Annotated in this window: 23 protein-coding genes, 6 tRNA genes and 1 pseudogene; 19 read left to right on the top strand and 11 right to left on the bottom strand. The window is 59.0% G+C overall.

All coding sequences use genetic code 11. The features are described 5' to 3' along the window. Nucleotides 1–94 precede the first annotated feature (94 nt). The 4 genes from AC3ISR_RS09310 (at nt 95) to AC3ISR_RS09325 (ending at nt 3,804) form a co-directional block, all read left to right on the top strand. Nucleotides 95–898: an alpha/beta fold hydrolase gene (locus AC3ISR_RS09310; RefSeq protein WP_192298843.1), complete on the top strand. Its 804-nt coding sequence runs from the start codon at nt 95–97 to the stop codon at nt 896–898. Continuing rightward, entirely contained in the window at nt 895–1,749 is an 855-nt protein-coding gene (locus tag AC3ISR_RS09315) for an alpha/beta hydrolase (protein ID WP_192298844.1), read from the top strand. The genes AC3ISR_RS09310 and AC3ISR_RS09315 overlap by 4 nt, the downstream gene beginning before the upstream one ends. Nucleotides 1,750–1,851: 102 nt before the next feature. Then, complete coding sequence (locus tag AC3ISR_RS09320; protein WP_489324703.1) at nt 1,852–2,670, top strand: DUF4892 domain-containing protein; 819 nt, start codon at nt 1,852–1,854, stop codon at nt 2,668–2,670. 72 nt (nt 2,671–2,742) lie between these two features. Further along, the gene (locus AC3ISR_RS09325; RefSeq protein ID WP_192298846.1) at nt 2,743–3,804 is read left to right on the top strand and encodes an AI-2E family transporter; all 1,062 of its coding nucleotides are present in this window, start codon (nt 2,743–2,745) and stop codon (nt 3,802–3,804) included. Between the two features lie 146 nt (nt 3,805–3,950). Here AC3ISR_RS09325 and AC3ISR_RS09330 read toward each other — a convergent pair whose 3' ends face one another. Together AC3ISR_RS09330 and AC3ISR_RS09335 are read right to left on the bottom strand one after the other, a co-directional pair. Beyond that, entirely contained in the window at nt 3,951–4,988 is a 1,038-nt protein-coding gene (locus tag AC3ISR_RS09330) for a sensor histidine kinase (protein WP_192298847.1), read from the bottom strand. After that, nucleotides 4,988–5,752, bottom strand: a complete 765-nt coding sequence (locus AC3ISR_RS09335) for a response regulator (RefSeq protein ID WP_192298848.1) — start codon at nt 5,750–5,752, stop codon at nt 4,988–4,990. The genes AC3ISR_RS09330 and AC3ISR_RS09335 overlap by 1 nt, the downstream gene beginning before the upstream one ends. 259 nt (nt 5,753–6,011) lie before the next feature. On the opposite strand from AC3ISR_RS09335, the gene pyrF reads away from it, so the two are divergent. After that, a complete protein-coding gene (pyrF, locus tag AC3ISR_RS09340; protein WP_017734306.1) occupies nt 6,012–6,710 on the top strand; it encodes an orotidine-5'-phosphate decarboxylase in 699 nt (232 codons plus the stop codon). A 152-nt stretch (nt 6,711–6,862) separates the two neighbouring features. On the opposite strand, the gene AC3ISR_RS09345 is transcribed toward pyrF, so the two are convergent. Then, the gene (locus tag AC3ISR_RS09345) at nt 6,863–7,870 is read right to left on the bottom strand and encodes an NADP-dependent oxidoreductase (RefSeq protein WP_463984303.1); all 1,008 of its coding nucleotides are present in this window, start codon (nt 7,868–7,870) and stop codon (nt 6,863–6,865) included. 228 nt (nt 7,871–8,098) lie between these two features. On the opposite strand from AC3ISR_RS09345, the gene AC3ISR_RS09350 reads away from it, so the two are divergent. From AC3ISR_RS09350 to AC3ISR_RS09365, 4 genes and pseudogenes are all read left to right on the top strand, one after another. Next, nucleotides 8,099–8,860, top strand: a complete 762-nt coding sequence (locus AC3ISR_RS09350) for an SDR family oxidoreductase (protein WP_192298850.1) — start codon at nt 8,099–8,101, stop codon at nt 8,858–8,860. A gap of 202 nt (nt 8,861–9,062) precedes the next feature. After that, nucleotides 9,063–10,475 (top strand): aminotransferase-like domain-containing protein, encoded by a 1,413-nt coding sequence (locus tag AC3ISR_RS09355; RefSeq protein ID WP_463984302.1) that lies wholly within the window; start codon nt 9,063–9,065, stop codon nt 10,473–10,475. Between the two features lie 996 nt (nt 10,476–11,471). After that, nucleotides 11,472–11,699, top strand: a pseudogene (locus AC3ISR_RS09360) (HAMP domain-containing protein); the annotation flags it as partial. 15 nt (nt 11,700–11,714) lie between these two features. Further along, the gene (locus AC3ISR_RS09365) at nt 11,715–12,557 is read left to right on the top strand and encodes a methyl-accepting chemotaxis protein (protein ID WP_412547874.1); all 843 of its coding nucleotides are present in this window, start codon (nt 11,715–11,717) and stop codon (nt 12,555–12,557) included. Nucleotides 12,558–12,593: 36 nt separating this feature from the next. On the opposite strand, the gene AC3ISR_RS09370 is transcribed toward AC3ISR_RS09365, so the two are convergent. Both AC3ISR_RS09370 and AC3ISR_RS09375 read right to left on the bottom strand, forming a co-directional pair. Further along, a complete protein-coding gene (locus tag AC3ISR_RS09370; protein ID WP_489324704.1) occupies nt 12,594–13,406 on the bottom strand; it encodes an alpha/beta fold hydrolase in 813 nt (270 codons plus the stop codon). A 204-nt stretch (nt 13,407–13,610) separates the two neighbouring features. Next, on the bottom strand, nt 13,611–14,381 hold the full coding sequence (locus AC3ISR_RS09375) for a hypothetical protein (RefSeq protein ID WP_192298854.1): 771 nt from the start codon (nt 14,379–14,381) through the stop codon (nt 13,611–13,613). A 358-nt stretch (nt 14,382–14,739) separates the two neighbouring features. Between AC3ISR_RS09375 and AC3ISR_RS09380 the strand changes: the two genes are divergently transcribed. From AC3ISR_RS09380 to AC3ISR_RS09410, 7 genes are all read left to right on the top strand, one after another. Then, nucleotides 14,740–14,815, top strand: a tRNA-Glu gene (locus AC3ISR_RS09380). Between the two features lie 3 nt (nt 14,816–14,818). Then, nucleotides 14,819–14,894 (top strand) — tRNA-Gly (locus tag AC3ISR_RS09385). Nucleotides 14,895–14,998: 104 nt separating this feature from the next. Beyond that, nucleotides 14,999–15,074 (top strand) — tRNA-Glu (locus AC3ISR_RS09390). A gap of 3 nt (nt 15,075–15,077) precedes the next feature. Beyond that, nucleotides 15,078–15,153: transfer RNA gene (locus AC3ISR_RS09395), tRNA-Gly, on the top strand. A gap of 103 nt (nt 15,154–15,256) precedes the next feature. Then, nucleotides 15,257–15,332: transfer RNA gene (locus AC3ISR_RS09400), tRNA-Glu, on the top strand. Nucleotides 15,333–15,335: 3 nt separating this feature from the next. After that, nucleotides 15,336–15,411, top strand: a tRNA-Gly gene (locus tag AC3ISR_RS09405). 227 nt (nt 15,412–15,638) lie between these two features. Continuing rightward, nucleotides 15,639–15,938, top strand: coding sequence for an Arm DNA-binding domain-containing protein (locus AC3ISR_RS09410; protein ID WP_489324705.1), 300 nt, complete (start codon nt 15,639–15,641; stop codon nt 15,936–15,938). Nucleotides 15,939–16,144: 206 nt separating this feature from the next. Here AC3ISR_RS09410 and AC3ISR_RS09415 read toward each other — a convergent pair whose 3' ends face one another. Continuing rightward, nucleotides 16,145–16,501 carry a type II toxin-antitoxin system RelE/ParE family toxin gene (locus tag AC3ISR_RS09415; RefSeq protein WP_489324706.1) on the bottom strand — a complete coding sequence of 119 codons (357 nt, stop codon included), beginning with the start codon at nt 16,499–16,501 and terminating at the stop codon, nt 16,145–16,147. A gap of 2 nt (nt 16,502–16,503) precedes the next feature. Next, a complete protein-coding gene (locus tag AC3ISR_RS09420; RefSeq protein ID WP_024698769.1) occupies nt 16,504–16,794 on the bottom strand; it encodes a type II toxin-antitoxin system ParD family antitoxin in 291 nt (96 codons plus the stop codon). Between the two features lie 445 nt (nt 16,795–17,239). On the opposite strand from AC3ISR_RS09420, the gene AC3ISR_RS09425 reads away from it, so the two are divergent. Genes AC3ISR_RS09425 through AC3ISR_RS09435 form a run of 3 tightly spaced genes read left to right on the top strand, consistent with a single transcriptional unit; the run spans nt 17,240 to nt 20,842 of the window. Beyond that, a complete protein-coding gene (locus AC3ISR_RS09425) occupies nt 17,240–17,917 on the top strand; it encodes a vWA domain-containing protein (RefSeq protein ID WP_024698768.1) in 678 nt (225 codons plus the stop codon). Further along, nucleotides 17,862–18,665, top strand: a complete 804-nt coding sequence (locus tag AC3ISR_RS09430) for a PP2C family serine/threonine-protein phosphatase (RefSeq protein WP_241766502.1) — start codon at nt 17,862–17,864, stop codon at nt 18,663–18,665. The genes AC3ISR_RS09425 and AC3ISR_RS09430 overlap by 56 nt, the downstream gene beginning before the upstream one ends. Beyond that, the gene (locus tag AC3ISR_RS09435; RefSeq protein ID WP_489324707.1) at nt 18,662–20,842 is read left to right on the top strand and encodes a protein kinase domain-containing protein; all 2,181 of its coding nucleotides are present in this window, start codon (nt 18,662–18,664) and stop codon (nt 20,840–20,842) included. The genes AC3ISR_RS09430 and AC3ISR_RS09435 overlap by 4 nt, the downstream gene beginning before the upstream one ends. A gap of 60 nt (nt 20,843–20,902) precedes the next feature. Here the strand turns inward: AC3ISR_RS09435 and AC3ISR_RS09440 are convergent, their stop codons facing one another. The 4 genes from AC3ISR_RS09440 to mblB form a co-directional block, all read right to left on the bottom strand. Then, nucleotides 20,903–21,571 carry an HNH endonuclease gene (locus AC3ISR_RS09440; RefSeq protein WP_177091789.1) on the bottom strand — a complete coding sequence of 223 codons (669 nt, stop codon included), beginning with the start codon at nt 21,569–21,571 and terminating at the stop codon, nt 20,903–20,905. A gap of 480 nt (nt 21,572–22,051) precedes the next feature. After that, nucleotides 22,052–22,867 carry a hypothetical protein gene (locus tag AC3ISR_RS09445; RefSeq protein WP_445576769.1) on the bottom strand — a complete coding sequence of 272 codons (816 nt, stop codon included), beginning with the start codon at nt 22,865–22,867 and terminating at the stop codon, nt 22,052–22,054. A gap of 214 nt (nt 22,868–23,081) precedes the next feature. Further along, nucleotides 23,082–25,355 carry an anti-phage 6A-MBL system cap2_3 protein gene (gene cap2-3, locus AC3ISR_RS09450; protein WP_489324708.1) on the bottom strand — a complete coding sequence of 758 codons (2,274 nt, stop codon included), beginning with the start codon at nt 25,353–25,355 and terminating at the stop codon, nt 23,082–23,084. Continuing rightward, complete coding sequence (gene mblB / locus AC3ISR_RS09455) at nt 25,352–26,524, bottom strand: anti-phage 6A-MBL system MBL-fold protein (protein ID WP_489324709.1); 1,173 nt, start codon at nt 26,522–26,524, stop codon at nt 25,352–25,354. The genes cap2-3 and mblB overlap by 4 nt, the downstream gene beginning before the upstream one ends. Between the last annotated feature and the right edge of the window lie 19 nt (nt 26,525–26,543).

Raw genomic sequence — 26,543 nt, forward strand, 5'->3', positions numbered from 1 at the left:
TGGCGTGAGTGTCATCATTCCTGGCAGTTACAGTCATTGCTGTTGTGGCCGGGCGTGGTGACAATCTATTTCTGTTCAGTCAGATGGATCCGGTATGTCGCAGCACGTGTTTTTTGCCCACGCCAATGGTTTCCCTTCGGCTACGTACGGCAAGTTGTTTGCCGCTCTGGCCCCGGAGTATGCGGTGGCGCATTTGCCGCAGCACGGTCACGACCCCAGGTTTCCGGTGGACGATAACTGGCAGAACCTGGTGGACGAATTGATCCATCATCTGGAGCAACAGCCGGAGCCGGTGTGGGGCGTGGGCCATTCCCTCGGCGGTGTGTTGCACCTGCACGCGGCCATGCGTTGCCCGCAGTTGTATCGCGGTGTGGTGATGCTCGACTCGCCCGTGCTGACCCGCGCTGACCGCTGGGTGATCCGCGCGGCCAAGCGTTTTGGCTTCATCGACCGCCTGACCCCGGCCGGGCGCACCCTGGGCCGGCGAGAAGAGTTCCACGACCTGGACAGCGCACGCAGCTACTTCGCGGGCAAGACCCTGTTTCGCGGTTTTGATCCGGAATGTTTCGACGCGTACCTGCAACACGGCTTGCAGCAAGTGGGCGATCGCCTGCGCTTGCGCTTCGACCCGGCCACCGAAATCAGCATCTACCGTGGTGTGCCCCACACCAGCCCCGGCCAGGTCCGCCAGTTGAAAGTGCCGCTGGCAGTGGTGCGTGGGCGCCAGAGCCGCGTGGTGATGCGTCACCACGCCAGCGGCGTCGACCGCATGCCCATGGGCGAAATGCTCACCATGCCCGGCGGCCATATGTTCCCGCTGGAACGTCCCCAGGACACTGCGACCTTGATCAAGAACCTGTTCGCCCGCTGGCAGGCCCGCGAGCGCAGTTGCGCATGAGTACGCCGGTCGAGGAAGTGCGCCTGAGCCTGCCCCATATCGAGTTGGCGGCTCACTTGTTTGGTCCCGAAGACGGCTTGCCGGTGATCGCCCTGCATGGCTGGCTGGACAACGCCAACAGCTTTGCACGGTTGGCGCCGCAGTTGCAGGGCTTGCGCATCGTGGCATTGGACATGGCCGGGCATGGGCATTCGGCGCATCGTCCTGCCGGGGCCGGTTATGCCTTGTGGGATTACGTCCACGATGTGCTGCAAGTCGCCGAACAATTGGGCTGGAAACGTTTTGCATTACTTGGCCACTCCCTCGGCGCCATCGTCTCCCTGGTGCTGGCCGGCGCGCTGCCTGAGCGCGTGACGCATCTGGGATTGATCGACGGCGTGATCCCGCCGACCGCCAGTGGCGAGCACGCCGCCGAGCGCCTGGGCATGGCGCTGCAGGCGCAAATGAACCTGCAGGACAAGCGCAAGCCGGTCTACGGCAGCCTGGATCGCGCTGTGGAAGCGCGCATGAAAGGCGTGGTCGCCGTCAGCCGTGAAGCCGCCGAACTGCTGGCCCAGCGCGGTTTGATGCCGGTGCCGGGCGGTTACACCTGGCGCACCGATAGCCGCCTGACCCTGGCCTCGCCGATGCGCCTGACGGATGAACAAGCCATGTCTTTCGTGCGGCGGGTGGCGTGCCCTACGCAGTTGGTGGTGGCTGCCGACGGCATGCTGGCGAAACATCCGGAATTGCTTTCCCAGCTACCCTTCACCGTAACCACCCTGCCGGGCGGCCATCATTTGCACCTGAATGACGCGCCCGGCGCCGCTCTTGTTGCAGACTGTTTCAATCGGTTCTTCTCCACGCCTTGACTTGGCGGGGTCAACTGCCGAGGCTGGGCGGATTGAAAGGGAGTCAACCATGAACCATCTCAACACTGCTATGACCTCCGTTGGCCACGGCTCGTTGATCCTATGAGCGTGCGCAACGGCTGTATCCGTATCCTCGGGCTGAGCCTGCTCAGCCCATTGGTATTCGCCGCCGACGTGCCGGGAAGCCAGGACCTGCCCACCGTAGCCCGTCAAATCGACGCACAGATCGTCGATTACCGCCCCGCCGAAGAAAAGGAGCGTATCTACCCCATGGGCGCGATCCGCAAGATCAGCGGCCAGTTGCGCTACGAAGGCCAGGCCACCGCACGCGGCCAAACCACCGCGATTACCTATGAATTGCCTGCCGAGCACAGCTCCAGCGCCGCGTTTACCGCGACCCGCGAAGCGTTGCAGGCGAAGGGCGCGCAGCTGTTGTTCTGGTGCCAGGCCCGCGATTGCGGCGAAAGCAGCCTGTGGGCCAATGAGGTGTTCGGCAACGCCAAGCTGGTGGGTGCTGATGGCCAGCAGGAATACCTGCTCCTGCGTCTGGCTGCCCCCCAAGACAATGCCCTGATCGCCCTGTACGGCATCACCCGTGGCAACCGGCGTGCCTACCTGCATGTGGAGCAACTGGACGCCAGCGCGCCACTGGGCGTCCTGCTGCCCACGTCGGCCACCTTGCTGCGTGAACTGAAAAGCACCGGCGAGCTGGACTTCCCGGCCTTGGGCGCCGAGCCCGACCCCACCTGGCTGACCCTGATTTCCCGCGGACTCAACCTCGACACCACGTTGCGCGTGAGTTTGAGCGGGCCCACGGCCGAAGCCTGGCGCCAGGGCCTGATCGACAGCGGCGTCCGCGCCGCGCGCCTGGAATCCGGCACCGGCGCTGCCAAGGGCCTGCACCTGCATCTGATACGCTAGGCGTTCCCCGGCGAACGGCCCCGCGCCGTTCGCCTAAGCTGTCTTCTTAACGCCTTTTTCTAGAGATACCCCATGCTCAATAACGATCGCCTGCTGGTGCAAATCCTGCTGCTGGTGCTGTTTGGTGCCAGCTTCTGGGTCATGGCGCCGTTCTGGTCGGCGCTGTTCTGGGGCGCGGTGCTGGCGTTTGCCAGCTGGCCGCTGATGCGCTTGCTGACCCGCGTGCTGGGTGGCCGCGAATCCCTGGCCGCCGGCATCCTGACCCTGGGCTGGATGCTGCTGGTGGCGGTGCCGCTGGTGTGGCTGGGGTTCAACCTGGCGGATCATGTGCGCGATGCCGTGGCGCTGATCAAGGATATTCAGGTCGATGGCCTGCCCGAGGCGCCGACCTGGCTGGGCTCGATTCCCTTTGTCGGTGAGCGGCTGGTAGCGATGTGGGACAGCATCGACCAGCAGGGCGCCGCGTTGATGGTCACGCTCAAACCCTACCTGGGCCAGGTCGGCAACTGGTTGCTGGCGCGCAGTGCGCAGATTGGCGGTGGCATCCTGGAGCTGACCCTGAGCCTGGTGTTCGTGTTCTTTTTCTACCGTGACGGGCCGCGCCTGGCGATGTTCGTGCACCGTTTGCTGGAGCGCCTGATCGGCGAGCGTGCGGGCTATTACATCGAACTGGTGGCGGGCACCGTGCAGCGGGTGGTCAACGGCGTGATCGGTACCGCCGCCGCCCAGGCCCTGCTGGCGCTGATTGGCTTCCTGATCGCCGGGGTGCCGGGCGCGCTGGTATTGGGCATCGTCACCTTCCTGCTCAGCCTGATCCCCATGGGGCCGCCGCTGGTGTGGATCCCGGCCACGGCCTGGCTGGCATGGAAGGGCGACTACACCTATGCGGTGTTTCTGGGGGTGTGGGGTACGTTCATCATCAGCGGCGTGGACAACGTGCTCAAGCCGTACCTGATCAGCCGAGGTGGCAACCTGCCGTTGGTGATCGTGCTGCTTGGGGTGTTCGGCGGCCTGATTGCGTTTGGGTTTATCGGATTGTTTATCGGCCCGACGTTGTTGGCGGTGGCGTATAGCTTGCTGATGGATTGGAGTGCGACCCAGGCCCAAAGCCGCCGGGAAGACAAACCTCTGTAACCTAGCGAGTGCAGATCAGTGTGGGAGCGGGCTTGTGTGGGAGCGGGCTTGCTCGCGAAGGCGGTGGTTCAGTCACCAGATGTGTTGACTGGCACGCTGCTTTCGCGAGCAAGCCCGCTCCCACATTATTGGCCTGCGCCAGCCTGCTAGGTCCGTGGTAGCCACATCACTGCGGTTAACCCGCCCCCTGGAGTTTCCTCCAGGCTCAGGCGCCCGCCCAGGCGCTCCGCCGCATCCCTGGAAATCGTCATGCCCAGGCCGACGCCACCAGAATTGCGGTTGCGTGAGCCTTCGAGGCGAAAGAACGGTTCAAACACTGCCTCACGCTGATCAGCCGCAATCCCTGGCCCGTGGTCGATCACGCGGATGATCAGGGCCTCGCGGCTGTCCTCCAGTTCCACCCGCGCCGTGCCGGCGTAGCGCAACGCGTTGTCGATCAGGTTGTTGAGGCACGAGCGCAAGGCCATCGGCTGCACCTGCAACGGCACGCAGGTGCCGGCGAATTGCACGTCGCAGCCCTGGTCCTGAGCGTTCTCGCTCATGGACTCGACCAGTGCCTGCACGTCGAGCCAATGCCGGGTCTCGCTGGTGCGTTGCTCGTGCAGGTAGCTCAGGGTCGCGTCGAGCATGCCGATCATGTCGTTGAGGTCCTGGCGCATCTGACCCTGCAACTTGGGGTCGTCGATCTGCTCCAGGCGCAGCTTGAGGCGCGACAGCGGCGTGCGCAGGTCATGGGACACGGCGCCGAGCATGCGCGCACGTTGGCTGACCTGTTCGCGGATACGCCGTTGCATCAGGTTGAAGGTCGATGCCGCTTGTTTCGCTTCACGTGGCCCGGACTCGTCGAGGGGCGGGCTGTCGAGGTCCAGACTCAGGCGCTCGGCCGCTTCGCTCAGGCGCTGGATCGGCCGGCTCAGCAGCTTGGCGCCGTACCAGGCGGCAATGATCAGCGAGATGAACTGGAACGTCAGCGGCACCACCGGGCCACCAAACCAGGGGCGGCGATGTTCCTTGTTCAGCGGCACCATGCGGCCGTCCGGCTGTTCGACAAAGGTTTCCTGGGGCGGCGGCGGTGGCGGGCCGTAGTGGCGGAACCAGGCGATCGCCAACACGTGGGCCAGGATGATCGCCACCAGCAATACGCCGAACAGTCGCCCAAACAGCGTATTGAAGGGGGCGCGCATCAACCGATGTCCCGCGCGTCGAACAGGTAACCCTCGCCGCGCACGGTCTTGATCAACTGCGGTGCTTTCGGGTCATCGCCCAGTTTCTGGCGCAGGCGCGAGACCAGCAAGTCGATGCTGCGGTCGAAGGCTTCGATGGAGCGGCCACGGGCAGCGTCCAGCAGTTGCTCGCGGCTCAACACCCGGCGCGGGCGTTCGATGAATACCCACAACAGGCGGAATTCGGCGTTGGACAGCGGCACCACCAGGCCATCGTCGGCCACCAGTTGGCGCAACACGCTGTTCAGGCGCCAGTTGTCGAAGCGGATGTTGGCGCGTTGTTCGGTGCGGTCATCGCGCACCCGACGCAGGATGGTCTGGATGCGCGCGACCAGTTCGCGCGGTTCGAACGGCTTGGACATGTAGTCGTCGGCGCCCAGTTCCAGGCCGATGATGCGGTCGGTGGGTTCGCAGCGGGCGGTGAGCATCAGGATCGGGATGTCCGATTCCGCACGCAGCCAACGGCACAACGACAGGCCGTCTTCGCCCGGCAGCATCAGGTCGAGCACCACCACATCAAAGGTTTCAGCCTGCATCGCCACGCGCATGGCCGCGCCGTCGGTCACGCCGGTGGCGAGGATATTGAAGCGCGCCAGGTAATCGATCAGCAGTTCGCGGATCGGCACATCGTCGTCGACAATCAGCGCACGGGTGTTCCAGCGCTTGTCATCGGCGGTCACCGCGCCTTTGTGCTCGTCATTCGTAGAGACGGGAGAGGTATGCATAGTGCGATCATCTGCCTGGTCGTTGCGGTCAGCATAGGCGCCCAGCCCCATGGCTGGAAGTGCTGGTCGGTGGGTCGTGCGGGCGAGGCTAGTGGTGGGGCGTGTTGCAGGCATGTCGTGAATGTATCAGCTTTGAAATAATTGGCTGAAATGCCCGTTGCCATGCGCTCTGTCAGTATTTACCGATCATCGGATCCCGCAACGGCGCCGCTTGCGCTACAATCCGCGCCGATTTCGACTTGCCTGAGAGCCCATTCCAATGTCCGTCTGCCAGACTCCTATCATCGTCGCCCTGGATTACCCCACTCGTGACGCCGCACTGAAGCTGGCTGACCAGTTGGACCCGAAGCTTTGCCGGGTCAAGGTCGGCAAGGAACTGTTCACCAGCTGCGCCGCAGAAATTGTCGGCACCCTGCGTGACAAAGGCTTCGAAGTGTTCCTCGACCTGAAATTCCACGACATCCCCAACACCACCGCCATGGCCGTGAAAGCCGCGGCCGAGATGGGCGTGTGGATGGTCAATGTGCACTGTTCCGGCGGCCTGCGCATGATGACCGCGTGCCGCGAAGTGCTGGAGCAGCGCAGCGGCCCCAAACCGTTGTTGATCGGTGTGACCGTGCTGACCAGCATGGAGCGTGAAGACCTGGCCGGCATCGGTCTGGACATCGAGCCCCAGGAGCAGGTCCTGCGCCTCGCAGCCCTGGCACAGAAAGCCGGCCTCGATGGTTTGGTGTGCTCGGCGCTGGAAGCCCAGGCACTGAAGACCGCACACCCGTCGCTGCAACTGGTGACCCCGGGGATTCGTCCGGCGGGCAGCGCCCAGGACGACCAGCGTCGCATCCTGACTCCGCGCCAGGCGTTGGATGCCGGTTCCGACTATCTGGTGATCGGCCGCCCGATCAGCCAGGCGGCCGATCCGGCCAAGGCGTTGGCGGCAGTCGTCGCCGAGATCGCCTGACCGTCACCGATCTAAACGGTAGGAGCAGGCTTGTGTGGGAGCTGGCTTGCCTGCGATAGCATCACCTCGGGTTGACTGATACACCGAGGCGCTTGCATCGCGGGCAAGCCCGACTCCCACACGGTCTACGCTCACGTTTACCGCGTGGTGCCTCAGTTAACCTTCAGCACCAACTTCCCAAAATTCTCGCCGTTGAACAGCTTCATCAGCGTCTCCGGGAACGTCTCCAGCCCTTCCACAATATCCTCCTTGCTCTTGAGCTTGCCCTGGGCCATCCAGCCGCCCATCTCTTGCCCGGCGGCGGCAAAGTTGGCCGCGTGGTCCATCACCACAAAACCCTCCATGCGCGCGCGATTGACCAGCAGTGACAGATAGTTGGCCGGGCCTTTCACCGCTTCTTTGTTGTTGTACTGGCTGATCGCACCGCAAATCACCACCCGGGCCTTGAGCGCCAGGCGGCTGAGCACTGCGTCTAGAATATCGCCGCCGACGTTATCGAAATACACATCCACGCCCTTGGGGCACTCGCGCTTGAGCGCGGCGGGTACGTCTTCGTGTTTGTAGTCGATGGCGGCGTCGAAGCCCAGTTCCTCCACCAGGAACTTGCACTTGTCGGCCCCCCCGGCAATGCCCACCACGCGGCAGCCTTTGATCTTGGCGATCTGCCCGGCAATGCTGCCTACCGCACCGGCTGCGCCGGAGATCACCACCGTTTCGCCCGCCTTGGGTGCGCCGGTATCGAGCAACGCGAAGTAGGCGGTCATGCCGGTCATGCCCAGGGCTGACAGGTAACGCGGGAGTGGCGCCAGTTTCGGATCGACTTTGTAGAAGCCGCGCGGCTCGCCAAGGAAGTAATCCTGCACGCCCAGGGCGCCGTTCACGTAGTCGCCGACCGCAAACTTCGGGTTGTTCGAGGCAATCACTTTGCCTACGCCGAGCGCACGCATCACTTCACCGATGCCGACCGGGGGGATGTAGGACTTGCCCTCATTCATCCAGCCACGCATCGCCGGGTCGAGGGACAGGTATTCATTGCGCACCAGCACTTGCCCGTCCTGCGGCGTGCCCACCGGGACCTCCTGATACGTAAAGGTGTCCCGCGTGGCGGCACCGACCGGGCGTTTGGCGAGCAGGAATTGGCGGTTGGTCTGGGCAGGCATGGCAAGGACTCTTTTAGAAGTGAGCCTAGATTGATAGACCCGCAACGGCTCGGGAGCAAGGTTCACCGTCGGTGCGAATGCCCCTCGATAGGTCATGTTGATAGTCACGCCGGTGGCTTTATCACTGTGATCCATGCAGCGCCAACCGGCCTTCTGATAGTGCTGACGCGCCCGGCGCCGCGTTGGCTAGACTCGCCGCACGGCAATTTCTCACAAAGGACATCCCCCATGAGCATGACGTTTTCCGGCCAGGTCGCCCTGGTGACTGGCGCCGCTGCCGGTATCGGCCGCGCCACCGCGCTGGCGTTCGCCGCTGAAGGCTTGAAGGTAGTGGTCGCCGACCTGGACGAGGCAGGCGGCGAGGGCACTGTGGCGCTGATCCGGCAGGCCGGCGGTGAGGCGCTGTTTGTGCGCTGCAACGTCACCCTCGAGGCGGATGTGCAGCAACTGATGGCGCAGACGGTTGCCGCTTATGGTCGGCTGGATTACGCGTTCAACAATGCCGGGATCGAGATTGAAAAAGGCAAGCTGGCCGACGGCAGCCTGGATGAGTTCGACGCCATCATGGGCGTCAACGTCAAAGGCGTGTGGTTGTGCATGAAGTATCAGTTGCCGCTGCTGCTGGCCCAGGGCGGCGGGGCAATCGTCAACACCGCGTCGGTGGCCGGTTTGGGGGCGGCGCCGAAGATGAGCATTTATGCGGCGTCCAAACATGCGGTGATCGGCCTGACCAAGTCGGCGGCCATCGAGTATGCGAAAAAGCAGATTCGCGTGAACGCAGTGTGCCCGGCGGTGATCGACACCGATATGTTTCGTCGTGCCTATGAAGCCGACCCGCGCAAGGCGGATTTCGCGGCAGCCATGCACCCGGTCGGGCGCATCGGCAAAGTCGAGGAAATCGCCGCTGCGGTGCTTTACCTGTGCAGCGATGGTGCGGCGTTCACCACCGGCCATGCGCTGGCGGTGGACGGCGGCGCGACCGCCATTTAGGACCTGTAAACGCGCCCCAATCGAAAAGGATCGGGGTGCTGTGGGGCGTTTCCATAGCTGGCAAAACGCCGTGCGCTAATATGTATCAGCAGGTAAATAATTCAATAAAATCAATACTTTAGTAAAACTTGTAAGCCGGCTGCGCCGAACTTCTGTGCTTAACTCTTGCGGGTTGAATAACAGACAGTGAAGTGAGTGGTTCATGGATTTAGGGATAGATCGACAAGCCCTTGTACCAGTGGTGCAGCAAATCATCAGCGCGGTGGCGGACTGGATTCGCAAGAGCGGGGCAAGCCCTGGCACGCGCCTGCCGTCCATCCGCCAATTGGCCCTCGACAACCTCCTCAGCCAGTCCAGTGTCATCGAGGCCTTCGAACGCATGGTCGCCCAAGGGCTGCTGGCCTCCAGGCCGGGTTCGGGGTATGTGGTGGCCGAGCCCCCGGCCCAGCATGAACAGCATTGGTATGAAGGGGCGGAGCAGGGCTGGGGGGCGTTCACCGACAGCCCCTTGGGCGAATTGAAGCTGGGCTGCGGTTGGTTGCCGGATGCCTGGCGCGAAAGCGATGACATCAGCTACGCCATTCGTGAAGTCAGCCGCACCGACACCGCCGCCGTGTTCAACTACAGCACGCCGTTGGGGCTGCTAGCGCTGCGTGAGCAATTGCTCAAGCACCTGGCCCGCATGCGCGTGGCGACCAGCCTGGACCGCATCCTCACCACCCAGGGCGCCAGCCAGGCCCAGGACCTGTTGATACGTACGCTGCTCAGGGCCGGCGACACGGTGGTGGTCGAGACCCCAGGCTACGGCAACCTGTATCGCCAGTTGGTGTTTCATGGCGTCACACTGCTGGAAGTACCGCGTACCCGAGGCGGGCCGGACCTGTCGGCGTTGGAAGCGTTGCTTGCGGTGCATCGCCCCAAATGCCTGTTCATCAGCAGCCTGTACCACAACCCCACCGGCACCAGCCTGTGCCTCGCGGTGGCCGAGCGTTTGCTGCAACTGGCCCGTGCCAAGGATTTCCTGATCATTGAAGAAGACGTATACGGAGACCTGCAACATGCCAGTTGCACACGCCTGGCGGCGCTGCCCCATGATGATCGGGTGATCTATGTCTCGAGCTTTTCCAAGACCTTGAGCAGCGCCTTGCGGGTCGGCTATCTCTGTGCCAGCAGTGCGCTTATCCCGCAATTGGTCAGCCTCAAGACCCTGACCGGCATCGGTACGTCGCGTTTCGCCGAGGCGGTGGTGGCGACGCTGTTGGCCAACGGCACCTATCGCAAGTGGGTGCAACGCCTGCGCAAACGCCTGGGCACGCAAATGGCGGCGACCCTGCAAGTGCTGGAGGATGAGGAGTGGCAGGTGTTTGCCGCCCCCGCCGGAGGCATGTTCCTGTGGGCGCGCCCTGGGGTGGCGGATTGTTCGCAGTTGCAGGCCAGCGCGCGGCGCCTCGGTGTGTTGCTGTCACCGGGGGCGCTGTTCAGCCCGACGGCAGAGCACAGTGACTGGCTGCGCATCAATGTAGCCTATGCTACTGATCAGCGTGCCGTGGCGTTGCTGCGCGCCATGGGGCCGGCCAGATCGACCTCTACCATTCTGAAAACGACGAGCGTGTAGCTTTTTGCCATTATTCCGGCGCCAACGGCTTGTGTCGGTTGCCCGTGGTTGCGAATCTCGCTACTGGTAAATCGGGCTTGATGGCATCTGCCATTGCTAGAGGACTCAAGTGCAATGATGACGGGCGTGCAACGACGTTTCGCCAACCTCGGTATGGCGAAGAAACTGGGCTTGGGCTTCCTCTTGGTGCTGTTGCTGACGGCAGTGGTCGCGGCGATCGGCGTATGGTCGCTGCAAACCGTGGGGCAGCGTTTTGAAGGCCTCAATAGCATGTCTTCGCTCAACAGTGGCTTGCTCAAGGTGCGTTTGATCGAGCAGGACTACGCACTGCATGCCGATCCCAAGTCCGTCGACGCCTTGCATGAGAGCGTCGACGCCCTGGCGGCCCTGGCGGCCGCTCTCAAGACCCAATCGGCGGCCAATGTGCCGGCGATGACGGACGTCGAGCAGGCCCTGGCCGCCTACCGCAAGGCGTTCGACGAGTTTGTCGAGCTGACCCAGACCAAGGATCTGGCGCTGGAAATGGCCAGTTGGTCGGTGTCCAGCGTGGCAAATAACCTCGATGTGCTGCAGGCCGGCCTGGCGGACGATGGCGCCTATGGCCTCAAGGAGAGCCAGGGCAAGGAGGGCGCAGAGTTTATCGAGCAGGCGGGGCAGGTCAGCCAGGTGTCGCGCTTGATGTTGCAAGCCATGAACGAAGCCCATGTGCGCCTGGACCAGAGCCGCAAGGGCGATGAGGACGGCGCCGAGCAAGGCAAGATCGAACAGGCTGACCAGGCCTTGGCGCAGGTCGAACAGTTGAAGACTTCAGTCAAGGACCCTGGCTACCAGACGGTGCTGAACGAAGTCTCCGGGCATATTGCCGCCTTCAGCGAAAAACTCGGTGAGTACACCGGCCTGTTGGCGCAGGAAAAGATCGTCTACAAACAGCTGCATGATCGGGCCGGGGAAGTGGTCAGCCGGGTCAACCAGGCGTATGCCGCCGAAGACCAGTCGATGCAGGAACAATTGAAGAAAAGCACTCTGCTGATCATCGCTTCGTCGGCCCTCGCGCTACTGGTGGGGTTGATTGCGGCGCTGGTGATCACACGCTTGATCGTCTCGCCACTGCGCCGGGTGATCGCGGTGGCGCAGCAGATTGCAGCGGGTGATTTGAGCGGGCGGATGGAGGTCAGCCGGCGTGATGAAATCGGCCAGCTGATGCAGGCGATGCAACAGATGGGCAATGGCCTGAGCGAGATGGTCAGCGGGTTGCAGGCCGGTATCGAACAATTGGCCAGCTCGGCGCATTCGCTGTCCAGCGTCACCGAGCAGACCAATGTCGAGGTCAGCAGCCAGAAGGAAGAAACCGAGCAGGTGGCCACGGCGATGAACCAGATGACCGCCACGGTGCACGACGTGGCGCGCAACGCTGAACAAGCCGCACAGGCCGCGCAGACCGCCGATGACAAGGTCGACAGTGGCCAGCAGGTGGTGCGCCAGAGTCTGCAGCGCATCGAGCAGCTTGCCAGTTCGAGTGCCAGCGCCAGTGCGAGTATCGACAGCCTCAGTGCCGAGATCCAGAACATCGGCACCGTGCTGAGTGTGATCAAGAGCGTGGCCGAGCAGACCAACCTGTTGGCGTTGAACGCCGCTATCGAAGCGGCCCGCGCCGGTGAACAGGGCCGGGGCTTTGCGGTGGTGGCCGATGAGGTGCGGGCGCTGGCCAAGCGCACGCAACAGTCCACCGAAGAGATCGAGCGCCTGGTCAGCACCTTGCGCAGCGCCGCGCAGTCTTCGGTGCAGCAGATCCAGCAAAGCGGCGAGTTGGTGAAGCTGGCCGTCAGCGATGCGCTGGAAACCGAAAGCGCCCTGGGCAGCATCGCCACGGCGGTGTCATTGATCCAGCAGATGAACCAGCAGATCGCGGCGGCGGCCGAGGAGCAGAGCTCGGTGGCCGAAGAGATCAACCGTAGCGTCACCAGCATCCGCGCGAGTGCCGACCAATCGGCGTTGAGCATGCAGGGCAATGCCGCGTCGAGCATTCAGTTGGCGCAACTGGGGGCGGAGCTCAAAGGCATGGTCGGGCACTTCCGCCTCTGATCGCTGCACAGGTGCAGCGATCAAGGGGCAGGGCGCTCAGGCGTGGTTGGCGAGGAAGGTCAGCAGCGCTTCATTGACGAAATCCGGGTTCTCCAGGGCGCTGATATGTCCCGCGTCCGGGATCAGGATCAGACCGCAGCCGATCAGCTCGGCCATCTCCCGGGACTCGGCGGGTGGCCGGGGTTTGTCCTGCTCGCCGCACAGCACCAGCGTGGTGTCGGCGTCCAGCCGTGGCAGTTGTTCCAGTACATCCTCGCGACTGAAGATCAGCCGACCCAGGGGCACGATACTGTCCAGCAGGCGCTCGCGGGAAAAGCCTTGCAGCGCTTGGCGAAAACCCTGATACAGCGCTGACTCACGGCCGATGGTCGGACGAAAGAAGATCGGTGCGATCACATCCAGCAACGGCTCGGGAATGGCGCCAGCGTCTTCGATCAGCTTGAACAGCGAGAAGTAATACTGGCGCGTGGCCTCGGGCTCGGCGCCAAGGTGGGTGTCCATCAGCACCAGGCTGTTGACGCGCTCGGGTGCCAGCAATGCCAGGCGGGCGCCCCACATGCCGCCGACCGACAGGCCCACCAGGTTGACCTGGGCGACGTCCAGATGGTCGAGCAGCGCCAGGGCCTGGCGCGCCAGGTCATCAAGGGATTGGGTGTGTGCGGGCAGCGCGCCCGATTCGCCGTGGCCCCACAACTCGGGGACGATCACGCGGTATTGTTGCGACAGGGCTTCGATCTGCGGGGTCCACATGGCGCGGTCCCACAGGTAGCTCGAACCAAGCAGGACGGCGGGGCCGTTGCCTTGGTCGAGGTAGTGCAGCGGTTGTCCATCTATCACGGTGACAGGCATAGCAGGCCTCTGACTTCACGGAGTGAGGGGCACTTTTTTACGCTACTCGGCGCGCCATGGATAGTTGTAGTGAGCGGGCTTGCCCCGCGCTGGGTGGCGAAGCCGCCCTAAACCCAGGCACCTCGGTCTTACTGAAACACCGCGTTGCCTGGGTTTGGGGCGGCTTCGCCACCCAGCGCGGGCAAGCCCGCTCACTACAAGCGGTCAGTCGTAGATGACTTTCTTTTTCCACTCGGCGTCGGCGTCGTCCGCCTTGAGGCCTTGGGTCAGTTCGTTGACTTCATCCTCGGCAGGCTTGCTGTTGGTCAGCACCGTGGAGTTGGCGCGGGCCAGTTGGCCTTCCAGGTGTTGCAACTGCGCGCTGTAGAGCACGGGTTCCGGCTGTTTGCGCAGGTACTGCACGCCACGTTCGAACGCCAGGCGTGCCTGGCCAGGCTGGCCTTGTTGCAGGGCATGTTGGCCGAGGTTGTTGAAGAATTCGATATGCAGCAGTACCAGGATGTGGCGAATTTCCTTGATCCAGTGCTTGGCTTCGTTGGACGGCAGGAAGCCATCCTGGGCGGCGCGGGTGACTTGGCCGTGCAGGGCTTCGAGGAGGAAACGCACGTCCTTGGCCTTGGCTTCGGTCTGGATCGGCGCCGGCGGATTGTTCACCGGGATCGATTCGCCCTGGGAGACCAGTGCATTCAGTTCGGCGATGCGGGCCTTGAGCGGTGCGCTGGTCTTGTCGAGGTTGAGCAGGCGCTGGTTGACGTTCAGTTCCAGGCGGGTCATCAACAGCTTGAGCGCCGGGTTCATCAACTGGCCAGGGAATGTCTCGGTGATTTCACCGCAACGACGCAGGCGATCATTGAGCTCGATCACAGTGCGCTGTTTTTCCAACTTGTTGTTTTCCACCACGTGGTTCATGTAGCCAATGGCGATCAGTATTGCGATCCCGGCTATTACCAGCAGGGTGATCATGAGTGGTGTCACCGGTGTGACCTCTTTATAGGGTTTGCAGTGGAGTGTAGTGACTGGGCTGGCCGGCGGATAGGACTGATCGACCAGTTGCCCAGGTAGATTCTTCTATATAGGTGAACGTTCCATGTATGGATGCACATTGCCATCATCGGCTGCAGCGAACTATAGCGTCTTGTGGGGTGCCAGAATATAGGCGTCAAAGCCCTGCTGTACAGAATGCGTGCCCGGTCTCGTAAAGAGGGGCGAAGTCATTGATTTTAATAAATTTATCCTTGGGGGTTGACGACCTCCCAATCCATCCATAGAATGCGCGCCACTTAAAGCGTAAAGCACACAGCGAAACGCGGCGAGTAGTGAATGTTGTACGTGTGTCCCCTTCGTCTAGTGGCCTAGGACACCGCCCTTTCACGGCGGTAACAGGGGTTCGAGTCCCCTAGGGGACGCCATATGCGGGAATAGCTCAGTTGGTAGAGCACGACCTTGCCAAGGTCGGGGTCGCGAGTTCGAGTCTCGTTTCCCGCTCCAAATTTAAGCAGTGTTGCCCTCGGGTGGCACTGAGTGAAACCAGGGCATGATCTTCGGATCCAACCTCTGGGCACTGGAATACACACCATGTGTTTCAGTAGCGTGTCCCCTTCGTCTAGTGGCCTAGGACACCGCCCTTTCACGGCGGTAACAGGGGTTCGAGTCCCCTAGGGGACGCCATTTGCGGGAATAGCTCAGTTGGTAGAGCACGACCTTGCCAAGGTCGGGGTCGCGAGTTCGAGTCTCGTTTCCCGCTCCAATTTAAGCAGTGTTGCCCTCGGGCGGCACTGAGTGAAACCAGGGCATGATCTTCGGATCCAACCTCTGGGCACTGGAATACACACCATGTGTTTCAGTAGCGTGTCCCCTTCGTCTAGTGGCCTAGGACACCGCCCTTTCACGGCGGTAACAGGGGTTCGAGTCCCCTAGGGGACGCCATTTGCGGGAATAGCTCAGTTGGTAGAGCACGACCTTGCCAAGGTCGGGGTCGCGAGTTCGAGTCTCGTTTCCCGCTCCAATTATTGTTCTACAGGCTTCTATTGAAATCTGTAGAGACTGAAAAAAAAGAGGCTTCGGCCTCTTTTTTCGTTCGAGTAAGTTCCACTCGAAAGTACTATCAGCCACGTTTTTTTAGTACATTTTTTAGTACATTAATCCGGTGCTTAGTAGATCATTTTTTCGTGGGACACGCCTCTCTGGAAGCCGTACAAATCTCCTCTATTCAAACGAGACGGAGATTGTACGATGGCTCTCACCAATACGGCAGTCCGGCACGCCAAACCCCGTGCCAAGGACTACACCTTCCCTGACTACAACGGCCTCGCCCTTTTCGTTAATATGAAAGGCGCCAAGTGCTGGCACTTCCGCTTTTCCTGGGCGGATAAGCAACCCCGTATTTCTCTTGGTACCTATCCTGAAATTAGCTTACGAGATGCTCGTGCTCTACGTGATATTGCAAGGGCCCTGGTCGCCAAGGGCATCGATCCGCGTGTCCATCGGCAGTTGGAGCGTAACGCCAGGCGCCAGGCCACGGAAAACGCCTAAGAAGCGGTTGTTCAGCATTGAAAGTGGTACGCAAAATTGACCATCGTGTTCTGGTCGTGGGTCTCGATAGTCCGGCCGGGCCCAGAACCTCCCGCTTCAATTGGCCGCCGAGTCGGCTGACAGCGAGGGCGCTCAGATTGAGATGTAGAGGGGGCGCCAGAGCTTCGCTGTTCATGGCCAGTTAAGCCTTTGGGCTAGGTCGGTGATCAGTCGTTGGGCAGGTGCAGTTGCACTTCCATTGCGTCATGAAGGAGTCGGACGACCTCGATCACGTTGTCGTTTGCCACGCGATAGAACACGACATGCCGCGGGCTTTTGACCGTTCCATGGGGGTGTTTAGCTTGCTGGCGTGAGTAGATGAGGTGATAGCTGCGTAGGCCCGGTGCAAGCTCATCGCGGTCGTGGCTGCCAATGCGATAGGGCGTGTCGGCGATAGCTTGTAATGCGGAGAGGATCAGCGCCAGGTAGCGCTGGCGTGCTTGATCGCCGAACTGCGTCTGGGAGAGCCTGAGGATGTCGACAATGTCGGCGCGCGCCGCGTTGGAAATCCGATACGGCGGCATGCTCAGTGTTTCTCGCGCGCGGGGAGGGTTGCCTCCAGGCTCAAGCCCTCGAGGTAGTGCTCCAGATCCCCTTCGTTCAACTGAGTAAAGCGCCCGTGCTCAAGATCCATGATGCCGATCGAGGTCGCCTGACGCAGGGCCTCAATTTTGGCAGTGTCTTCGGCGACGCGCTGTTCCAATAGGCGCAAACCTTCTCGCATCACTTCGCTGGCATTCTGATAACGGCCGGACTGCACCAGGTCCTGGATAACCTGTTCCTGATGAGGGGTGAGGACAACGTTTCGCGTCGCCATAATTAGCTCCAGCTCTGGGCAAACAGGTTCTTTTGACCATTGGCATATTATGCCATTTTACCTGCGAGCACATAGTTTTGGATTTGTATCTGACGAATTGTGTCGTACGGGGTCATCCTTCGCGCCGAACAGCACGTGCTGGCTCCGGACTGCATGTGCATAGAGTCCAAAAAAGGATGTTGAAGGCGGGACGTCGGGGACAGCTTGATTAGTGTGGGCCTTGGGCCCTCAGCTTGGCCAAGCCCTGTTTGATGTGTCCGGCGTTCTCACCGTTCGAGTGAAGCGAACCTATATGCATCTTAGTAATTAGCCATTATGCACTGACAGCATCCGTGACAGCTCACATGAGATAGGCGCTGTTCTGATCAATTTTGTGCGTTTTTTAGTACGTGCTGGTATCGTGCTATCACGACAGTCTCGTCATGGAAAAGGATAAAGGGACAAGATGAGCGATTTCGAGCAGCAGCCGTTTGCAGACGCGGAGTTTGCTGAAAATCCCGAGCAACGGTGCCCTTGCATACTTCTGTTGGACACATCTGGATCTATGAATGGGGCGCCAATCCAGATGCTGAACGATGCTTTGCAGTCATTCAAAGATGACTTGTACGCTGATGCGATGGCGGCGAAACGTGTGGAGTTGGCAGTGGTGACCTTTGGTCCCGTCAACGTTCGTACCGAGTTCACGACAGTCGACGGATTTTTCCCCGAGGTGTTGGAAGCAAGTGGTGTAACGCCAATGGGGGAGGCTGTTGTGCGGGCACTGGATCTGTTGCGCGAACGCAAGGATCGTTACCGCTCCAATGGCGTCAAGTACTACCGCCCTTGGGTATTTCTTATTACCGATGGTGCTCCGACTGATGATTGGCAGGAGGCGCGTCGACGCGTCCATGAAGGGGAAGAGCGTAAAGAATTCATGTTCTACTCCGTTGGTGTTGACGGTGCGGATATGTCGTCTCTCTCGCAGTTGGGTACACGTCAGCCATTGAAGCTGAAGGGATTGGCGTTTCGCGAGCTCTTTGCTTGGCTTTCCAGCTCGCTAAGCGCTGTATCGCAGTCCAATCCAGGGGATGCCGTTCCACTTGCCAATCCGACTGGTCCAGAGGGTTGGGCCATTGCTGGATAATCCTCGCTGGCGTTGGGCGGCTGCGTCGTGTATCGGCACGTCCCATCAGCGCATTGGGACGCGAAAGCAGGATGCCTACAGCGTTACTCGGATCAACTCGCATACGTTCTGTGCGGTAGTCTCCGACGGAGCGGGCAGCGCAAGTTACGGCGGGCAAGGCGCGTCCTTGGTTTGCCGCAGCCTGATAGCTAACTTCCGATCATGGTTCGAACGTAATGACAGCTTGCCGGATAATGAGCTGATCCTGTGTTGGATTGATCTGGTGCGAGACCGTCTATCCGAGGCAGCCGCGCGGCGTGGTCTGACTCGGCGACAATTCGCTGCGACGCTGGTGATGCTGGTGGTTTTCAAAGGGCGTGTCTTGGCTTTGCAGATTGGCGACAGTGCGCTTGTCGCTCGTAAGGCTGGTGTATGGGAGGCCTTGTGCTGGCCAGAAAACGGAGAGTTTGCGTCGACGACCTATTTCGTTACGGATGACCCTGAGGTTCGGCTGCGTACCTTCAATTTGGATCTTGAGTATGACGCCTTCGCTTTATTTTCGGATGGATTGGAGTCAGTCGCTTTGGAGCAAGCAACACAGCAGCCCTTTGCTCGGTTCTTTGATCCGATGATTAATCCGGTCGACCAAGTAGCAGGGGAGGGACGCTTGGTTGAATTGTCAGGCGCACTTGCGCGATACCTGAACAGTCCTGCGCTCTGCGAGCGAACGGATGACGACAAGACTCTCATCCTCGTTTCATGTCGATGAACTCTCCACCGGTACGTATCGCCGGTAAGAATGAGCAACTCGATAAGCGCCTTGGCAAAGGAGGCGAGGGGGATGTGTACGCGCTGGTGGGACGTACCGATCGTGCAGTGAAAATCTACAAGGCTGAGCTTCGGCGCTCCCGCGAAAGTAAGGTTAGGGCGATGGTAGAAGGGCGGTTGGCGGACGCGACCACTCTTGTGGCTTTCCCATCTGAGGTGGTTACTGATTCCTCGGGCAACTTCGCTGGTTTTTCTATGCGACTGGTTGCGGGGTATAGGCCGCTCCATGAGCTGTACAGCCCGAAGTCACGCAAAATCCAATTTCCCAAAGCTGACTATCGGTTTCTAGTACGCGTGGCGCAAAACGTCGCGCGTGCCGTCGCAACGGTGCATCAAGCTGGCTGTATTATTGGGGATCTCAACCATTCCGGGGTTCTGGTAGCGCAGGACGCCACTGTCGCACTGATTGATGCCGATAGTTTTCAGTTTAGTTTGAATGGGCAGTCCTATCACTGTGTTGTTGGCATGGAGGACTTTACGCCCCCAGAGCTCCATGGTGTCAGCTTTAGTAGCGTCAAGCGTACTCAGGCGCATGACAACTTTGGACTCGCAGTTGCCATCTTCCAATTGCTAGTCATGGGCAAGCATCCCTATTCCGGCCGTTTTAGTGGTGCGGATCTTAGCCTGGGTCAATCGATTGCACAGCACCGCTTTGCCTTTTCAATTGTCCGACGCGACGAAACACGTACCACACCACCGCCCGGCTCGGTGCTTTTGGCGGATTTCCCGTCGTCGGTTGCCGCTGCATTTGAGTCGGCGTTCGGTCTTGCTGCTACTTCCCGTCCGGATCCGGCTGCGTGGGTGAGTTTGCTTCAAGGTCTCGAAGCTGGCTTGCGTCAATGTGTAAATGTCCCGACTCACTACTTTCCTAGTGCGGCAGGAAGTTGTCTTTGGTGTCGGCTAGCAAGTCAGTCTGGTTTCGAAATGTTCCCATTGGGGCTTGTCGTGGGGAATGTTCTTACGGCAGGGCCCTTCGATCTTGAAGCTGTATGGGCGGCTATCCGCGCGGTGCGGATTCCTCGGCCGGAAGAAGCTCTGCCTACCTGGAGCGGAAATGTAGGCCCGCCCAGTGCGGCAGTTACTCAGGCAAAGAGCAACGGTCCAGAGAAAGCTATCTACGGTGTCCTGGCACTATTGGCGGCAATCATCGGCTTTTTCAACGTGCCGCAGTTAGGACTCCTTTGGGGAGGCCTGGGCGTTTACGGTTTGGTAGCATTGCTCACTAAGGCCAAGGTAGATCCAGCGCCGTTTCGCAGGGCTTACGTGGATGCTGATAGTCGGGTGCGTTTGCTATCGATGGCACATTTGCAGCGCATTGGCCTGAAGGAGATTTTTGTTCTACGTGCCGACTTGGAAGACTGTGTGACCCGATATCGGCAGGTTGAGGGGGATCTCGCGCAGGTACTGATAAAACTGAAGTCGACACGAGAGGCGCGTCAGCGAATAGACTTCTTGGATCGGTTCCTGATAGGACGGGCAACAATACCGGGTATCGGGCCTGCGAAGACTGCTACGTTGACCTCCTTTGGTATTGAAACTGCTGCTGACATAACGGCATCCGCGGTTCGTGCGGTGCCGGGGTTTGGTGAGGCATTGACTGGAAAAATGCTCGCATGGCGCCAAAGTCACGAGGCTAAGTTCCGTTACAACCCCTCGCCAGATCCATCTGATATCCAAGCCGAGAACGCAGCGCGCTCTGCATCAGCGGCTAGACAGATTGATTTGCAGAAAAAACTTCGTTCGGGCCTGGCTGCTTTACAAACTGCGGCGCCACGATGCCTATCCGCTAATTCTGCGCCCGATCAATCTCTCTTGCAGGCACTTGCCGAGCGTGCAAAGGCCCAAGAGGATTGCGCGGTCTTGGGAATCAATGTGCCCACACCTGCAGTCGTCACCATCGAGGTTCCCAAAAGAGCTCCAGTTCAACCTGCTCGAAGCCCGGCGCCGCTGACCCCAACACACTCATCTGCAACTGGCCCTGCGCGTTCGCCAGCATCGAATGCCTGCCCCATATGTGGTGCATCTATGGTTCGTCGGACGGCTCGCAAGGGAAAGCGTGCTGGAAGCCAATTCTGGGGGTGTTCCAAATATCCCTCATGTAAAGGAACAAGAGGCTGAAGTGTAGTGGTCTTGTTCTGGGCCATGGGCAGCTCAGTTAGGAGGTGGGAGTTGGGGGGCTCAGGATTTATTCGCTTTCGCTTTTTGCCGTTCGGCAAACTTCGCGGCTTCACCAGATTCCATGAACTCGAACAAGAAATTCTTGGCGGCGAGTACGGTTGTGAAGGTCTTTCGGCCCTGAACATCATTAATGATCAGCTTGCATCCCTGTTGTTCTAAGACAACCGCCACGATGAGTCCACAATGTCTTATCTTGAGAAGGTCGTTCCCGGCTGTCCATTTGGCGGAGGATATGAATCGTCTATACCGCCCTAAACGTCGTCGGCCTTCTGCCGCCTCTCTCGTCCCTGTGAGATTGTCACAGCAATGAGTACCGACCCCCATTTGCTCCCAGTGCTCGTGCTGCACGTAGTGAACATAACGAATCGAGTTGTCACACAGTTCACAGTTGCCGCTCAGGTCGCCTAGATCTTCTTCGCCTACATACTCCCACCCAGCATCCGGTCGTATCTCACCATGCTCTCGAGCATGGCACCCTTGACATAAGGTCTCGCATTCGGAGGTTTCGTATTCCCAAGGCTTACGTCCACTGATGTAGCGTTTGTGGTGAACCTGCAGGACGACGCCATCGTCCCTTGATCGCCCGCATTCGACGCACTGGCTACCGTCCAATTCGATAACTTTTCTCCTGAACGCCGCCCATAATTTGTGCGCATAAAGATTTGCCATTACTAGCCTCCAGTCCTTGGCATGGCGCTGTTAGCGATCGAGGAAACGTCAGCTATTAGGGGGGGCTGAGCTCTGCCTCGGCTTGCAGTGTGTTCATGTTTGCAGATGACCTCTTGAAGCACCAGTTGCTCCTCCTGGGCCCGGCGTCGTAACGAAGTGATCTCTTTCTCGACCTTCAAGGCCAATGACTCTCTGACTTTGACATTATTCAAATCAATCACCGCTAGGCGCTGGCGAATGTCAGCATTGAAAGATCCTGCTTAGTGTCCGGACTCACTTTGCGCGAATTGCAGTGGCGTGAGCCCACCCAGCTCGGTTTTTGAGTGGTTCAGACAAGAGTCCGCTTTTTGTTTGTTGTCAAAGATTTTCTTCGTTCGACGCTGAAGAAGCCCGACATCAATCATGAATATAAAAAGTCGGGTCAATGCAGGCATAAGCCGCCTGGGCGGCTTATGTTTTGAACTGTCGAACTCTCTTCAACTACTCCAGTGTCTCCTCGCGGCGTCTTCTGCTGATTTCACTGCGAATTTTGATTTCTTCCTGGAACTGACGTTCCTGTTTGCGTTTCTCTTCGTCTTTGTCTTCCAGGGCGTTATGTAATGGCGGGCAATAGATCCATCGTTTTTCGTAGGTGTCATCGTGCAACGAATGGAATGCTATGACGGCGAAAACAGATAGGCTTAGCCAAATGTGTGTAGTCGTTGAAAAGTATGTAATGCTCATCTGGGCCAAGGTCTGCGCTTGAGGTGAGCTAGGTAGGCAGCAATTCAGTACGAGAAAGCACAGTGTACAAAATGCAAAAAAATCGACTCTTCGTTGGTTAATTTGCTCTTGCTTTCGAGTCGTGTCATAGGTGTTATAGAGCTGAATGAGGAAGTCGCTTTGTGTTTTGTGTGCTTCCTCTCGCAGTTCCCATGGACGAACACGATCACGTTCGCGTCTTTTTGGCCCTGTATAGTGTATAGGCTCATTATCCGGTTCGATTTTCTGCTTCAACCACAGACAGAAACTATAGACCGTAGCAATATAGAGTTGGATCGATGCTATGTATAAAAAAGGCAGAATCATTGAAGCCAAACCTGAGAAAGCCAGGAAGGTCAGAATCAAGGTGATGCCAACGGTTGAAGTGCTCAGGTTCGAAGTACCTAGTTCAAAGAGTCCGACGTGGTGAAAACGTACTAGCGAAGCATCGAAGAGCAAAACGAAACTGAATATGAGCAAAAAGAACTGAGGCTTGACCGCTTTTTCAACCAGGGAAAATAATTCTTCTTTCGAAAGCTCTACTGATCCAGACATGGGATGACCTATTCGTTTGTTTAAGATTCGATGCTTTTGAATTGTTTTAACGAGATTATTAGTTGATTTTTCCTTTCCTGGTTCTCGAATTATTTGGCGAGCAAATTTGATACCAGCAGATCATTTCTCCTAGGTTGAATGCTGTTTCCGCAAGCAGAGGGGCAACCTGCCATGCCCCTTTGGCTAGTGCCTTATAGGTGCTGCATCGTGGGTGTTAAGGACGCCGCGCTGGCTGATCACTCAACTGGAAAGTAATCTCATTCTCGCCCACGATGATCATGATGGCGGGTAGCCCCTCACTGGACATCAAGCCCGCCAGCGACGTGATTAGCGTTTGATCATCGACACTGGGGGTCGCAGGGTAACCATCAGGATGTGAATGCCATTCGCCCACGTAGTCGACGACTCGAGCCGTGCGTTCGTGTACGTCTGCTAATGCGGCTTCCTGACCGACCTTGCCTCGGATGAAGTGGTGGGGAGTTGCTTGGCTGTCAGCGGGGGGGAGCAACGTGTCGACCAACAGGATGGTTTTAGACTTCAGGTCTGTCACCCCAAGTAATACGCCACCCGTTTCGTTGGGAAGGGCTGCGCCACGAATCTGCTTGAGCTTGGTGATCAACGCATCGTCATAGGTAACCGTCCAACCATTCTGAGCGTGTGAGCTCACCGGATGGGGGGTGATTTCCATCGGGGTTACAGCTTCCGTCTCTTCGTCCACTGTCCACACGCAGATTCGTGCGCCATCGCCCAGAACACTTTTGCGCAGTTGCTTCGAAAGGATTGCTGCATGCAAGTGAATGCGCTCAAGCGGAATCCGAAACGAAATGTCACGGCAGCCACCACCTACCCATAAATCCCCCAAGTGACCTTGAAGGTGCGGTTTTCCCCAGGGGCTGTTGAGGATCGCTCGGTAATATTGTGCCTCCAATGCGGCGGAGCGCAGGGTACGACTCGCGTCCTCCAACAGCATCACGCTGGCAAGGCCTGAAGGGGTGAGGAACACGCTGGCGGTGCGGGGGGCATTTTTACGCTCAGCCAAATCGCGAGGCGCGTCGAAAGTCGTCGTCGCATCGATCACTAAACTCGCTGAACCCAACGCGCTGATCACCTCTTCACTTTGGCTTGTCAGGCTACCCGCAATCGCTTTAGGTGCAGGTTCGTCGGGAAACACCATTTGGGCATGGTGCCGGACTACATCGACTTTCGCGTAGCCCACTTCACTGTCCAATCCGACATGTCGTGCCAGGTTGTGGGGAAGCAACTGATCCGGATCGATGTACGTCCAGCGGCCCCAGCCTTCACGCAGCCAGATGTCTGCAAGTGTTCCGCCCAAAGAGCCTACGCCGGCGAGCACCCCATCGAAGTCAGCATTGTCAGGGTTGATCGCGGACATTTGGCGTCCGCCTTCGGCTCCGATCCCCCAGCGGATTTGCACTGAAAGGATTTCCAGATCTCGCCATGCGCTATCTTCATCGCTCTGTGCGGCATCGCCAATCAAAGTCGTGCGATGCCAGCGACGCTTTTCACTGTCGAAGTGCAACATACCGAATGCGTTACCGAGTGCTTGCAGCGAACTCTGGAGCGCATAGCCCAGCACGTCGTACCGTTCAATGCCATCCTTACCCGTGCGCGGCACCCAGACCAGGATAAGTATCGCCTTGATATCGCCAGCCTGTTCAGGGACTAATCCCTGATCGGTCACCGCATCAAACACGCTGCTCAACAATGGCTCCTTTAGCCCACTTCCACGGGAGACCAAGCGGTCATGGAGTTGACCAAGTGTCTGGGGGGCGGCTTCCACCTGTGATGAACCGACACCGTCGACAGACAGCTTCAGTGACTGCAGGCCCACACCTCGAGGATTGTTTGAGTCATCGAACCTTCCCCGCAAGGTAACCTGACGTCCCGGTGCTCCCGTGATTTCCTGGATAATCAGGTTTTTGCCGCTGTCCTCAGACTGCTTCAAATAATTTGAAGGCAGGATCAACTGGTAGCGACTGCTGTAAAACAGTTGCTCCAGTGGTTGATCGTCCCGATGCAGCCGTAGCTGAGACGTCTCGCGTAACCACCAGAACATCCGTTCCAAAAAGCGTTCTGGCGTCCAGCTGCGTTCAACAGCGCTCCACACGATATTGTAGAGGCAGAGGGCGCGTGGTGTGTTCAGGTGTGTGCCGTGTTGATGGGAGTGTCCCGGGAAATCCTTGCGCAGAGTACGCACGACCACCGGGACATCGGTCTGCGGATTCACTGTAATCGCCAGGGTTTCTCGCCTGCGGATGCGACCCGGGTTGCCTGACTCAATGGTGCCATCACCCGCCTCAATGACGATGGCCTGCTCCGGCCCCAAACCTTCATCGACGGTTCGGATGTCCAGCACCTCGATGCACGGATGATCCTGACAGGCCTGAATCAGGCCAAGCGTCATTGGATGTAGCGAATCCTTTTGTCCTTCACCAATCGGTGTTCCCCATTCGTAGATCTCATTCATGTGCGGCCCGCCCTTGGCGCAGCGGAAGCCACGGCACTAGCTCCTACCCCTGCAGCGACACCGGCGACAATTTTGGACACTCCAGTGGAGGTGATTTCGAACTCGATCGTTTCCGGGCGCTTACCGTCCCCCGTGCAATGGAAGATGCCATCCACTGGCCTCAAGATAGACAGGTATTCGCGCTTGGCCCGGATGCACGGCGGGTTGTCATCGTTGTCCAGTATCTTCTTGCTGCTCGCAACAATAGTTGCACCTTCTCGAGCCTGCCCGAGTGCGTTACGGGCTTCCAGGCAGAGCTCGGAGTCATTGCCGTAGGTTGACCAGCTGTCGACAGAAAGGGAGTGCCATGAGCAGTGGTGGGGCGCTTGAAGCAAATCGTATTCAAGCACTTCTGGAGTGTCTTCGTACTTTTCCCACAGGCGTTTCCAGATGGCCACTTCTGCGTCCCCTCCGGTCAAGAACCTGACGCGCTTGGACGAATAGATTGAAGCCTGCAGTTCAATGTTCAAAATGACGCTGGAGTGGTTTTTGGACAGCATTTCTTCAGTGTCATCGTCCTGCAGAGGAGCGGGCGCAAGCAGGTGAGCCGAGAACAGGAACGAGGGCTCGCCATTGATCTGGGTAAATTTCTCACCAGTCTTGATCACGATGGGCAGCAAATCGTCGGTTTTGCCTTTCTCATCCTCACCCATGATTTTGATGCGGTTGCCTTCCACTGCAGACCGCAATGTGCGCCAAAGCCCAATCCTGCGATGGACTTCCTTATTGAAGGCGACGGCATCCAGGCAGAGCGTGTGGTGTTTCGAGCGGCGTCTAAACACCATCGGAGATGACCACATTTCGCGAATGACAATGCGCTTTTCATGCCACTGTAGATTGTCATCGGGGTAGTCATCGAGTGATCCCAACCAAAAGTGTTTCGCCAAGCCACTGATATGATCCTTGTCCGGGTGGCTCAGCAACAACGCGTCAACGTAAGGCCGTTTTTTTTGATCAAACCGAAGGCGCTTTCGCAGCTCCGTTGCAACGTCTGGAGTCGAGTCCGCTGGGTCATCGGCCGCGACACGAATGTTCATGTCGATCAGCAGCGTGGTGGCTGCCGTGTCGGCTAGCTGCACCAGCGTCATGTCGCCGTTGTCCACCGGGAAAAACGTAATTTTCGCTGACATTCAGTTCCCCAAAGCGTTG

Source organism: Pseudomonas sp. GL_117, assembly GCF_057835125.1.

Bases quoted from the DNA above. Each gene is read 5' to 3' on its own strand.
- AC3ISR_RS09310 (WP_192298843.1), top strand. From the start codon at position 95: ATGTCGCAGCACGTGTTTTTTGCCCACGCCAATGGTTTCCCTTCGGCT.
- AC3ISR_RS09315 (WP_192298844.1), top strand. From the start codon at position 895: ATGAGTACGCCGGTCGAGGAAGTGCGCCTGAGCCTGCCCCATATCGAG.
- AC3ISR_RS09320 (WP_489324703.1), top strand. From the start codon at position 1,852: ATGAGCGTGCGCAACGGCTGTATCCGTATCCTCGGGCTGAGCCTGCTC.
- AC3ISR_RS09325 (WP_192298846.1), top strand. From the start codon at position 2,743: ATGCTCAATAACGATCGCCTGCTGGTGCAAATCCTGCTGCTGGTGCTG.
- AC3ISR_RS09330 (WP_192298847.1), bottom strand. From the start codon at position 4,988: ATGCGCGCCCCCTTCAATACGCTGTTTGGGCGACTGTTCGGCGTATTG.
- AC3ISR_RS09335 (WP_192298848.1), bottom strand. From the start codon at position 5,752: ATGCATACCTCTCCCGTCTCTACGAATGACGAGCACAAAGGCGCGGTG.
- pyrF (WP_017734306.1), top strand. From the start codon at position 6,012: ATGTCCGTCTGCCAGACTCCTATCATCGTCGCCCTGGATTACCCCACT.
- AC3ISR_RS09345 (WP_463984303.1), bottom strand. From the start codon at position 7,870: ATGCCTGCCCAGACCAACCGCCAATTCCTGCTCGCCAAACGCCCGGTC.
- AC3ISR_RS09350 (WP_192298850.1), top strand. From the start codon at position 8,099: ATGAGCATGACGTTTTCCGGCCAGGTCGCCCTGGTGACTGGCGCCGCT.
- AC3ISR_RS09355 (WP_463984302.1), top strand. From the start codon at position 9,063: ATGGATTTAGGGATAGATCGACAAGCCCTTGTACCAGTGGTGCAGCAA.
- AC3ISR_RS09365 (WP_412547874.1), top strand. From the start codon at position 11,715: ATGGTCAGCGGGTTGCAGGCCGGTATCGAACAATTGGCCAGCTCGGCG.
- AC3ISR_RS09370 (WP_489324704.1), bottom strand. From the start codon at position 13,406: ATGCCTGTCACCGTGATAGATGGACAACCGCTGCACTACCTCGACCAA.
- AC3ISR_RS09410 (WP_489324705.1), top strand. From the start codon at position 15,639: ATGGCTCTCACCAATACGGCAGTCCGGCACGCCAAACCCCGTGCCAAG.
- AC3ISR_RS09415 (WP_489324706.1), bottom strand. From the start codon at position 16,501: ATGCCGCCGTATCGGATTTCCAACGCGGCGCGCGCCGACATTGTCGAC.
- AC3ISR_RS09420 (WP_024698769.1), bottom strand. From the start codon at position 16,794: ATGGCGACGCGAAACGTTGTCCTCACCCCTCATCAGGAACAGGTTATC.
- AC3ISR_RS09425 (WP_024698768.1), top strand. From the start codon at position 17,240: ATGAGCGATTTCGAGCAGCAGCCGTTTGCAGACGCGGAGTTTGCTGAA.
- AC3ISR_RS09430 (WP_241766502.1), top strand. From the start codon at position 17,862: ATGCCGTTCCACTTGCCAATCCGACTGGTCCAGAGGGTTGGGCCATTG.
- AC3ISR_RS09435 (WP_489324707.1), top strand. From the start codon at position 18,662: ATGAACTCTCCACCGGTACGTATCGCCGGTAAGAATGAGCAACTCGAT.
- AC3ISR_RS09440 (WP_177091789.1), bottom strand. From the start codon at position 21,571: ATGGCAAATCTTTATGCGCACAAATTATGGGCGGCGTTCAGGAGAAAA.
- AC3ISR_RS09445 (WP_445576769.1), bottom strand. From the start codon at position 22,867: ATGTCTGGATCAGTAGAGCTTTCGAAAGAAGAATTATTTTCCCTGGTT.
- cap2-3 (WP_489324708.1), bottom strand. From the start codon at position 25,355: ATGAATGAGATCTACGAATGGGGAACACCGATTGGTGAAGGACAAAAG.
- mblB (WP_489324709.1), bottom strand. From the start codon at position 26,524: ATGTCAGCGAAAATTACGTTTTTCCCGGTGGACAACGGCGACATGACG.